We start from the raw sequence: 6,839 nt of genomic DNA on the forward strand, positions 1-6,839 counted from the left end.
ACCTTGTTGCGGCGGTTCTGGCCGTGCTGACCGGGCTTGTAGTTACGCTTGTTGACGGGGGACTTCGGACGGCCCCAGATATTTTCACCGACGCGACGGTCGATCTTGTACTTCGCGCTGTGGCGACGTGACATGGTAGTACCTCATTGTCGACGCAGGTCGGTGGGCGGCGCTCATTCGCACCCACGATTTCAACGGCGGCCCTGCACCATCCCGTTTAGAGACGCCGGGTAAACCTCAAAACCATTGGCAGGTCAAGCCATTCCACTGCTACATACAATGCAAAAAGCGGGAGGAAAACATGGGCCAGGTCGACGGCAAAATCGCAATTGTAACGGGTGCTGGCAGCGGTATCGGTCGGGCATGCGCACTCGTGCTTGCTCGGGAAGGTGCCGCCATAATGGCGACCGACATTGATGACGAAGGTCTGAGGGTCACCGAGCGACTCGTCACAGATGCCGGAGGGCGCATCATCACCGCGCATCAGGACGTGACGGATGAGAGCATGTGGGAAGCAATCTTCAGCCAAACCGAGAACGCATTCGGGACACCATCTGTATTGGTCAACAATGCCGGCATCGCCATCGCAGGCGCGATCACGGATTTTACGCTGGATGATTGGCGCAAGCAGATGAGTGTGAATGTCGACAGCGTATTTCTCGGAACGCGCGCAGCGATGCGGTACATGGGTTCCAAAGGTGGTTCGATAGTCAACATTTCATCGGTTGCCGGCCTGCGTGGCGCAGCTGGGGCGAGCGCCTATTGCACATCGAAAGGGGCCGTTCGACTCTTTTCAAAGGCAGCGGCGGTCGAGTGCGCCCAGATGGGTACGGGCATCCGGGTCAATTCGGTGCATCCGGGCATCATCGATACGCCGATCTGGCAGAAATCGATCACCCGCATGACCGAGGCCATGGATGAAGAACGCGTCGCCGCGCTTACGGCGCAATCGGGTGCCAATCAGATGGACGTTGAGGCAATTGCGACCCAGTCAAGCCCAATGGGTCGGGCCGGACGGCCAGAGGAAGTCGCAGAATTGGTCCTGTTCCTGTCCTCGGATGCTTCCAGCTATATCAGCGGGCAGGAGCATGTGGTCGATGGCGCCATGACGGCGCGCTAGCGGCCAGTAGTGATACGCAACCGCGAAACTGCCCCCAAAAGCCTAGTCCGGCTTGACGGTGGTGCGGTATTCGCGGCTCGCATAGATCAGAGAGTTGCCATTGTCGCCGAGCACAGCGTCAACAACCTCACCGATGCAGACATGATGCGTGCCGACCTGATTGTGCGAAACCAGTTTGCACTCGAATGCCACGAGCGCTCCTGAGATGACAGGCTGACCAGACCAGCCCGGCGTCCAGTCTGCCCCATCAAATTTGTCCTTGAATTTGTGGGTCATGCGGCTGGCAAAAACATCTGCCACATCCGCCTGATTGTCCTTCAAGACGTTCACACAAAACGTGCCATTGCCCAGCAGAACCGGCGTTAGCGACGAGGATTCATTGATGCAGACAAGCAAGGTCGGTTTGGGCGTATCGGCGCTGACTGAGGACATTGCGGTTGCTGTCGTGCCCGCCCGACCAGCAGCGCCGTCTGTCGTGATGACATTCACGGTCGCTGCAACCAGGCTCATTCCTTCCAGGAAACGCTGCTTGAGAAGCGCGCGGTCTGTGAGGGGCTGCAAGTCATCTGTCATGGTCATCACTTTCGGTCACATCAGTAGTATGGCGTGGACGGGCGCCGACAAGAGGTTGCAGCGCATTGATTACACCACAGACGCAGCAAGGGACCGGCAAGATATGGTTGAAGACCAGGCCGCAGCCAAACTCTTTACACGAGACGCACAAAATATTCGTCATCAGCCCGGCTGGAAAAAAGAATTCATTGAGGCCCACACGTGCGGTGAGGCTTGCTTGGTACACAAACAACGCCAACAACAAGCTGCGCCCAGAATGGCGCGCTTGAAACCAGGCTGTCTTGAGAAAAATTGGAGCGGGCGAAGAGATTCGAACTCTCGACCCCAACCTTGGCAAGGTTGTGCTCTACCCCTGAGCTACGCCCGCATCCTTATTAGGGTATTCACGGCGTTGCCGCCGAGAGGCGTGATAAAGCGCATCAGCCCCGGCTTTGCAAGACGGAAATTCTGCGAAACTGCACAATTTCCAAACTGTCGGTCGGAGACTTGAGCAAACCTATCCCCGCAACACTGGACGTATCTGGTCGGGGCGCACTTCCCGGCCTTCAACATCAACAAATGCCGCTCGGATGGCACTCTTGGATCCCGCCTTCGTAAAGCTGATCGGAGGCGCCTCGCCCTGTCCGAGACAAGCGTCGCCCCATTGCGTCAGGCCGATCAGGATCGGCCGCAGCGAAAGGCCCGTGGCGGACAGAACATATTCCGGTCGGGCGCGCTTGCCAGGCGCCTTGTAAGGCTTTTTGGCCAGCAGGCCGGCATCCACAAGTTTCTTCAACCGCCCCGACAACACGGTTCTTGGGCATCCCAGCTCAGACTGGAAGTCATCGAAGCGCCGCACACCATAAAGTGCTGCGCGAAGGATGAGCAAAGTCCACCTGTCACCAATGAGGTCTATGGCTTTGGCCAAATTACAGGTGTCTGGCGGGACTGGCGAGCGGCGGACGAGCGGAATTTGGGACATAATTCATATCTGGATAAGTTCGCTTTTGAAATCCAGCCAGTTTCCCTATTCCTGCCTCATATTTTAAGGCAAATGCCCAGAGACTCACCACAAGGCGAAACAAATCATGCGGAAATCGATCTACTCTCCCTTGTTTGGCTTGGCCGTAGCCGCGTTTGTAGCCTGCGCGGTTCCAGCCGGTCCGCCGGCAATCGGTACGGCCCACACAAACCAAGGCCGGGGCCATCCTGCACTGTCGCCAGGTACGCTGAAGGCGCTATCCTGCCCCAGCGGGACATCTTATGTGGCACCGTCGGAGATCTCCATTGTTGCGGAATCCGTGCCACTATCTGAACGCGCCAACATTTCGCTGTTCCCAGGCGTCCGCTTCGCGCAGGGCTGGGCGCTCACTTCCCCCAATAAGAACTTTGGGGGATTGTCGGGTATTGAGCTACATGCCGACGGAGGCTTCCTGGCGGTTTCCGACATGGGCGCATTTGTCTGGATTGATCGTGACGGTGGTGAGCTGACCGGAACGGGCCGAATTGCATATATGCGGGGACAGGACAACGAGTTGCTCAAGGGCAAGACCGAGGGCGACTCCGAAGGGCTCGCCCTGAAGAATGGCGCTGCATATGTCAGCTTCGAACGTCGGCACCGTATCGAGGCATTCGATCTGAGCACTTGTGGCGCCGCCGCACGCGCCACGCTGGTCGCGGATCTGCCGAGCGAAATTGAAGGCACGGAAATCCGCGAGAATTCCGGCGCAGAAGCGCTATCTTTCGGAAAATCACTTCGTGCAGGATACGAACAGCTCATTGATGGCAAGTCGCCGATCGTCGAGCTTGTCCCGATCGGCAATGCTGTTACGCTTGTCGAACCGATCAATACCGATTTTGACAGTCCGCTCGTGGGCATGACAAACCGGATTGCGCTCGGCGATCAGTCGATGGCCGGATCCGTGGTTTACAGTCTACGCCGCAACTATAATCCCGTATTCGGTAACCGTTTGGCCGTGGAGGCCGAATATCAGGATGCTGGCGGGTCAAGCCGACGCGGTCTGTTTACGCTGTCCCGACCCATGAATGTCGACAATTTCGAAGGCATCACGGTTGAAACCCTGCCAGACGGCGTCCACCGCCTCTGGATTGTCTCAGACGACAATTTCTCGGATCGCCAGCGCACGCTACTTTTTGCCTTCGATCTTGTCGGGGAAGCACACTGAGACAATTCAACACGTGACCGCATGCTGGCCCCTTACAATCAGCGCGTCACCGAATTACATCATCAACCAGCATGAGGGCTGCTTCGTTTGCGACGGACTGATCTCCGGCGACCTTAATTTCCGTCAGGGAGCTGGCATTCTGGCTTGGGCCGTGGTCCGGGCTCATCCGGCGCCCACCTAGTATCTAGGTTGACGGGAGTGAATATGCCCCGCGGCGTTCGTGGTTCTCATGCGCTATTTTTCTGTGTGCCATAGTCAGGCGCCGAACAGCCAACCCGATGGATACTCTGATGGACAAGACCGACCTGCGACATCGGATGCGAACCCTGCGGGCCGAAGCGGCCGCGCGCGATCCTGATGGCGCAGATTCTGTGGCTGAAAAATTTCCGATGAAGCTGCTTGAACGCTATGGCCCGGTTGTCGCTGGATATGTGGCGATCAATGAAGAGCTTGATCCCGCGCCCCTAATGATGCGTTTGGCAAAGGCTGGCGCAGAATTATGTCTGCCCCGGATAGAGGACACTGGCGAACTGACCTGGCGCACATGGCATTTCGGCGAACCACTGGAGCGCCGGCCATTTGGATTGTCCGAACCGTCAGAAGATGCACCGCTGGCTCATCCGACGTTGATTCTGACGCCTCTGCTCGCCTTTGATGGCATGGGCAATCGGCTTGGCTATGGCAAAGGGCATTATGACAAGGCGTTTGAAAAGCTACGGGCACATGGCCGCGCATTTGCCTGTGCATTGGCCTACCCGGCCCAGCAGATCGACTCCGTCCCCAGCGAACCACATGATCAGCCGCTCGACTGGGCCGTCACACCAATTGGCTCAATTCCGCTATTCATGATGCGCAACATGAAAAGTCTGACACCCCCCCAAGAAAGCGGCTAAATCGGCTTGGGTATTGCTAATTTTCCGTTAAAGGTAAACGGAAGGTAAAGCGATGTCCCATTTCGGCCTCATTTCGGTAACCACGGCCAGAAGGACTGTGTCAGTTCTGGACGTTATGATGTTTGCCGTCGTATCTGCTGCACTTGTTACAGGTTTCGCCGTGAGTGTATCCGGTGGCCAGGACGCGCTCGCATCTTCATATCAACAAGCGCAGATTTACTATCCCGTTGAAAAACCCGCTGCCGCGGCGATCCAGGAACCGGTGGCTATCAAGCCCGCAGCGCCAACTGAGAGCAATCCCACAATCAAGCAGCTCGCCAAATCCGGTCATGGATTCCGGTCGACATTTGGATCAGAATCCATCGAGGACAAATTCTGGTTGTCTGAGACGCATGCGATTGACACCTTCTATGGCGGCAGGTGGGCTCCCGAAAACGCCATCACGACACCTCAAGGTTTGGCACTTCAAGTCAAACGCGAGCCAGAACAGGACATCCCGTTTTCCATTGCCGAAGCAAGATCAAAGCAACGCGTCGGTTATGGACGTTATGAGGCGGTGATGCAGGTCGGTAAGGGGTCAGGGCTGGTCTCGGCCTTTTTCACGTATACCGGACCCTATGCAGGCGATCCTCACGACGAAGTGGATATTGAGTTTCTGGGCAAAGACACATCAAAAGTGGAGTTCAATTACTGGCGGAATGGAAAGCACGGAAAGAATGCCAAGTTCGATTTGCCATTCGATGCGTCAGCCGCGCCACACCTCTACGCATTCGAGTGGTTGCCTGATCGGATCACCTGGTATGTCGACGGGGTTGCCTATTACTCCACCGAACCAGATGACGCGTTCATTCCGCGCACGTCCGGACGCCTCTATTTCAGTCATTGGACCGGCGTACCAAAGATGCAGGGATGGCACGGAAAGCCCAAATTTAAATCCGGTGAAGCCACCATCGTGAGCTGCACGTCATTCACGCCAGTCAATGAAAGCACCCAGACATGCGGGGACAGTTTCCGGCCAACCCTCGCAGGTACGGCCGAAAACCACATCTACGCTACTTTGAGTCCTTGAGAATCTGCTCGCGCGCAACCGGCAGCAGTTCTGCCATCTGCTCGCGAATACGAGCATCGGTGCGATCTATGCCAGCCGTATCGAAGTCACCGCGCACCTTGCGGAACACGTCGTCATCGCCCGCTTCTTCAAGATCGGACAGTACGACCGTCTTGGCATAAGCCTCAGCATCTGAGCCTGTCAGACCCATGAGATCGGCGGCCCAGAGACCGAGCAGCTTGTTTCGGCGCGCCATGACCTTGAATTGGGTTTCCTGATCAAAGGCGTATCGAGCCTCCTCGGCGCGTTCGCGATCGTCAAATGTGCTCATGAGAAAGGCCTTTCTGAACGGTGGTAATTCACCAGTGCATATAGTCGTTGAGTTAAGGTGTGCGCAATAATTGTTTCTTTGCCCAGATTGGCGTAACAGTCGCGCTTTCTGGGGTGGCTGAAAACGATTCCTGTTACAGCGATCCGGTACCGTCAGGAGATCCGTCCGCATGAGCAAGAAGCGCATTATCTATGAGGGCAAGGCGAAAATCCTTTATGAAGGGCCGGAGCCAGGCACCCTCATCCAGTATTTCAAGGATGATGCAACCGCCTTCAACGCGCAAAAACGCGCGGTTCTGGATGGTAAAGGCGTTCTGAACAATCGCATCAGCGAATTCATGATGACACGCCTGTCGGCCGTTGGAATCCCCACCCATTTCATCCGCCGCCTCAATATGCGCGAGCAGCTGGTCAAGAAGGTCGACATCATTCCACTGGAAGTAGTCGTGCGGAATGTGGCGGCTGGCACGCTCTCCAAGCGTCTCGGAATTGAGGAAGGCCAGGTCCTGCCCCGGCCCATGGTGGAGTTCTATCTGAAGGACGACGCGCTAGGTGATCCATTGGTCACAGAAGAGCACATCGCCGCCTTCGGATGGGCCGCGGCTCAGGAATATGATGATCTGATCGCCATGTCGCTCCGCGTAAACGACTTTATGTCGGGCCTGTTCGCAGCGGTCGGCATTCGGCTAGTAGATTTCAAACTGGAGTTC

8 protein-coding genes, 1 tRNA gene, 1 other RNA gene and 1 pseudogene are annotated in these 6,839 nt (G+C 56.5%); 6 read left to right on the plus strand and 5 right to left on the minus strand.

Annotation, left to right across the window (positions count from 1 at the left end):
* Positions 1-134: pseudogene (locus B4F73_RS14485) on the minus strand (30S ribosomal protein S4); the annotation flags it as partial.
* A gap of 167 nt (positions 135-301) precedes the next feature.
* Between B4F73_RS14485 and B4F73_RS14490 the strand changes: the two are divergent.
* Positions 302-1,120 (plus strand): SDR family NAD(P)-dependent oxidoreductase, encoded by an 819-nt coding sequence (locus B4F73_RS14490; protein WP_290483609.1) that lies wholly within the window; start codon positions 302-304, stop codon positions 1,118-1,120.
* A 42-nt stretch (positions 1,121-1,162) separates the two neighbouring features.
* On the opposite strand, the gene B4F73_RS14495 is transcribed toward B4F73_RS14490, so the two are convergent.
* The 3 genes from B4F73_RS14495 to B4F73_RS14505 all read right to left on the minus strand — a co-directional run bounded on the left by B4F73_RS14495 (position 1,163) and on the right by B4F73_RS14505 (position 2,654).
* A complete protein-coding gene (locus B4F73_RS14495; RefSeq protein WP_290483610.1) occupies positions 1,163-1,693 on the minus strand; it encodes a flavin reductase family protein in 531 nt (176 codons plus the stop codon).
* Positions 1,694-1,985: 292 nt separating this feature from the next.
* A tRNA-Gly gene (locus B4F73_RS14500) sits at positions 1,986-2,060 on the minus strand.
* 129 nt (positions 2,061-2,189) lie between these two features.
* Positions 2,190-2,654, minus strand: a complete 465-nt coding sequence (locus B4F73_RS14505; protein WP_206990626.1) for a winged helix-turn-helix transcriptional regulator — start codon at positions 2,652-2,654, stop codon at positions 2,190-2,192.
* Positions 2,655-2,760: 106 nt separating this feature from the next.
* Here B4F73_RS14505 and B4F73_RS14510 point away from each other — a divergent pair, with 106 nt between their 5' ends.
* From B4F73_RS14510 to B4F73_RS14520, 4 genes are all read left to right on the plus strand, one after another.
* Complete coding sequence (locus B4F73_RS14510; protein ID WP_290483611.1) at positions 2,761-3,858, plus strand: esterase-like activity of phytase family protein; 1,098 nt, start codon at positions 2,761-2,763, stop codon at positions 3,856-3,858.
* Positions 3,859-3,930: 72 nt separating this feature from the next.
* A non-coding RNA gene (ssrS, locus tag B4F73_RS16870) (6S RNA) lies at positions 3,931-4,089 on the plus strand.
* 59 nt (positions 4,090-4,148) lie between these two features.
* The gene (locus tag B4F73_RS14515) at positions 4,149-4,751 is read left to right on the plus strand and encodes a 5-formyltetrahydrofolate cyclo-ligase (RefSeq protein WP_233347776.1); all 603 of its coding nucleotides are present in this window, start codon (positions 4,149-4,151) and stop codon (positions 4,749-4,751) included.
* 52 nt (positions 4,752-4,803) lie between these two features.
* Positions 4,804-5,820: a family 16 glycosylhydrolase gene (locus B4F73_RS14520; protein WP_290483612.1), complete on the plus strand. Its 1,017-nt coding sequence runs from the start codon at positions 4,804-4,806 to the stop codon at positions 5,818-5,820.
* Here the strand turns inward: B4F73_RS14520 and B4F73_RS14525 are convergent.
* Positions 5,804-6,130, minus strand: coding sequence for a DUF1476 domain-containing protein (locus tag B4F73_RS14525; RefSeq protein ID WP_034815548.1), 327 nt, complete (start codon positions 6,128-6,130; stop codon positions 5,804-5,806). The genes B4F73_RS14520 and B4F73_RS14525 overlap by 17 nt on opposite strands.
* 169 nt (positions 6,131-6,299) lie before the next feature.
* Between B4F73_RS14525 and B4F73_RS14530 the strand changes: the two genes are divergently transcribed.
* Positions 6,300-6,839, plus strand: a 540-nt coding sequence (locus B4F73_RS14530; protein WP_290483613.1) for a phosphoribosylaminoimidazolesuccinocarboxamide synthase, incomplete at its 3' end; no start/stop codon positions are given.

This window comes from Hyphomonas sp. UBA3601 (assembly GCF_002375605.1).
Taxonomy (GTDB): Bacteria; Pseudomonadota; Alphaproteobacteria; order Caulobacterales; family Hyphomonadaceae; genus Hyphomonas.

Bases quoted from the DNA above. Each gene is read 5' to 3' on its own strand.
- B4F73_RS14525 (WP_034815548.1), bottom strand. From the start codon at position 6,130: ATGAGCACATTTGACGATCGCGAACGCGCCGAGGAGGCTCGATACGCC.
- B4F73_RS14490 (WP_290483609.1), top strand. From the start codon at position 302: ATGGGCCAGGTCGACGGCAAAATCGCAATTGTAACGGGTGCTGGCAGC.
- B4F73_RS14505 (WP_206990626.1), bottom strand. From the start codon at position 2,654: ATGTCCCAAATTCCGCTCGTCCGCCGCTCGCCAGTCCCGCCAGACACC.
- B4F73_RS14510 (WP_290483611.1), top strand. From the start codon at position 2,761: ATGCGGAAATCGATCTACTCTCCCTTGTTTGGCTTGGCCGTAGCCGCG.
- B4F73_RS14495 (WP_290483610.1), bottom strand. From the start codon at position 1,693: ATGACAGATGACTTGCAGCCCCTCACAGACCGCGCGCTTCTCAAGCAG.
- B4F73_RS14515 (WP_233347776.1), top strand. From the start codon at position 4,149: ATGGACAAGACCGACCTGCGACATCGGATGCGAACCCTGCGGGCCGAA.
- B4F73_RS14520 (WP_290483612.1), top strand. From the start codon at position 4,804: ATGTCCCATTTCGGCCTCATTTCGGTAACCACGGCCAGAAGGACTGTG.